Here is a 2223-nt window from a genome sequence, read left to right on the forward strand (position 1 = left end):
AAAAAAACTCTTGGGCCGGACGCCGGAGCCGCATCCTCTTGGATGGCGCCTCCCCGTTGCTCTCGGCGATTCGGTCTGTCTACCCCGGGTTATCGGCACTAAGCTGCACACACTTAAGCGAAATTCGCGAGCTCACGGCCCTCACCTATCACTCGACGAGCTCGAATCCGCCCGGCTTGCCGGGCCAGGCATCGTTTCGGGTGAGCACCTGGTTCGACCCACTGAGATTGACGGTGTTGGCCACCAGCCGGCCGTGCAACGACGCCCCCGAGTTGGTGCCGGCAAAGTCGATGGGACCGTTGGGGGCGTACATGATCCCGCTCCAAAAGTGGGTGTTGCCGTTCAGCTTGATAACCGACCGGTTGGTCGCGCAGCTGGTGTCCGCCTTGTTCGTGAAAAGGAGCAGGCCGTCGGGATCCCAGGCCGCAAAGTTGAAAGTGTTCCCGTTGAAGTGGATGTCGCCGTTGCTGGTCACGAAGGTCGCCCCGGTTGAGTTGTAACCGTTGCCGCTGAGGTCGATGTCCCCTGAGGTGTAGTAGAGGCCCGGAGCGATGGTTTTTGTCAGCGGGTTGTAGGCCAGGTTGAGCGTCAGCCAGGTGAGGTTGATGTTGGCCGAGCCGGCGTAGTGGTACTTGAGCTGCGACAACGCCAACATCGCCTTGGGGCCCCCGGGGGCATAGTCGGTGATCTTGAAGTTATCGGGATAACCCACGGGTTCGTCCAGGCGCCGGGGATTGTCGACCGCCGGGTTGTAGACGATGTTTCCGCTGGGCACACTGCCGTTCAAGAAGGTCACGTCGCCGTTGACCGTGGTGCCCGAGCTGGTTATCTGCGCGTCGTTGTTGGTGTGGACGTTTCCGTTGATCGTCCGGTTTGCGCCCGAGAAGTTGAGGCTCTGCCCACAGGTGGTCGATCCCGCAAAAACCGCGTACGGACCGCCCAAAGGAGGGGTCGCGCAGGCCGTGGCTCTCGCGGACACGTCGAAGAAGTCGAAGCCGAAGAGGGATCCGAACACCGCGGTGTTTCCCCCGCGGGTCACCACCTGGACGCAGCCGTCCTCCCCCTCAAAGGCACCGGTGGCCGGCGGGATGTCTACTTCCACGTTCTCACCTGAAAAACCGTTCTTTTCGGCGTAGTCCACCGTCGCCATGCCCGCCTGGGCAACCGTCCCGGTCTTCAGCACACCGGCTCCGGCGAGAGCGGCGAAGTCGGCCCCGTTCTGAGCCTGCGCTTTGTACTGGCGGGCGTAGCCGAGGTCGACGGCCAGCGCGGCGAAACCCAAAAGGACGGGCAGGCTGAGGGCGACCAAAATCGCCACGGCGCCCTTTTGGTCGTTCCGAAGGGATCGTCGGCGTCGTCTTTGATGCAAAGCGCTGCCCTTTCGGCGTTATGGGACCGCTTCGCAACATCCCCCCGGGCTTTGCACAACCATGCTTCGAGGCAAAATCCCTCTGTGGGTCCTGGCGCTTTGTTATCGGCACGGGCTTGGGAAGATTAAGTTGGGAATGTCTCCCTAATCCGTCCGGAAGGGCTCAAGTACGGATCTTTATGGTGCCGGCGGCGGGACTCGAACCCGCACGGGCTTGCACCCAATGGTGTTTGAGACCATCTTGTCTCCCATTCCAACACGCCGGCGATACAACGATTCTAGTGGGCGTCTGGTGGGTTGACTGCGTTGCGCATGTCACGGATCAGGTCGACCACCCCGGACAGGTCGTCCTCCAGGACCCGCTTCACAACGGCGGTGCCGACGATCACTCCGTCCGCCACGCGGCACGCCTCCACGGCCAGCTGGGGGCTTGAGATGCCCACTCCGACCAGCACCGGGAGATCGGTGTGCGGCTTGATGCGGTCCACGACCTCGGCCGCGGCCGATGCCAGTGAATCCTGCATCCCGGTCACCCCCATCCGGGAGACGGCGTAGACCCAGCCCCTGGAGGCGGCGGCCAGCATGGAGGCCCGCTCGCCCGGCGTCGTGGGGGCTACCAGCTGGATCAACGCCAGATCCTGGTCCCCCAGGGCCCGGTCCAGCTCGGCGCACTCCTCGAACGGCAGATCCGGAACGATCAGCCCTGACACCCCGGCGGTCGCCGCCTTGGCGGCAAACGCCTCGAGGCCCGCCGAGTGAATGGGGTTGTAGTAGGTCATGACCACTGCGGGGGTCGACGATCTCTTCAGTGCCTGTTTGATCAGGCCGAGGCAGCCGTCGACCGTAATCCCGGC

At 63.5% G+C, this 2223-nt stretch carries 2 protein-coding genes and 1 tRNA gene; all 3 read right to left on the reverse strand.

Annotated features, from left to right (window positions below; translation table 11 throughout):
- Positions 1 to 148 precede the first annotated feature (148 nt).
- A complete protein-coding gene (locus VFV09_00495) occupies positions 149 to 1318 on the reverse strand; it encodes a Tad domain-containing protein (GenBank protein ID HEU4866180.1) in 1170 nt (389 codons plus the stop codon).
- A gap of 231 nt (positions 1319 to 1549) precedes the next feature.
- A tRNA-Leu gene (locus VFV09_00500) sits at positions 1550 to 1635 on the reverse strand.
- A gap of 12 nt (positions 1636 to 1647) precedes the next feature.
- Positions 1648 to 2223, reverse strand: a 576-nt coding sequence (trpA, locus tag VFV09_00505) for a tryptophan synthase subunit alpha (protein ID HEU4866181.1), incomplete at its 5' end; no start/stop codon positions are given.

The organism is Actinomycetota bacterium (assembly GCA_035759705.1).
GTDB lineage: Bacteria > Actinomycetota > CADDZG01 > JAHWKV01 > JAHWKV01 > JAJCYE01.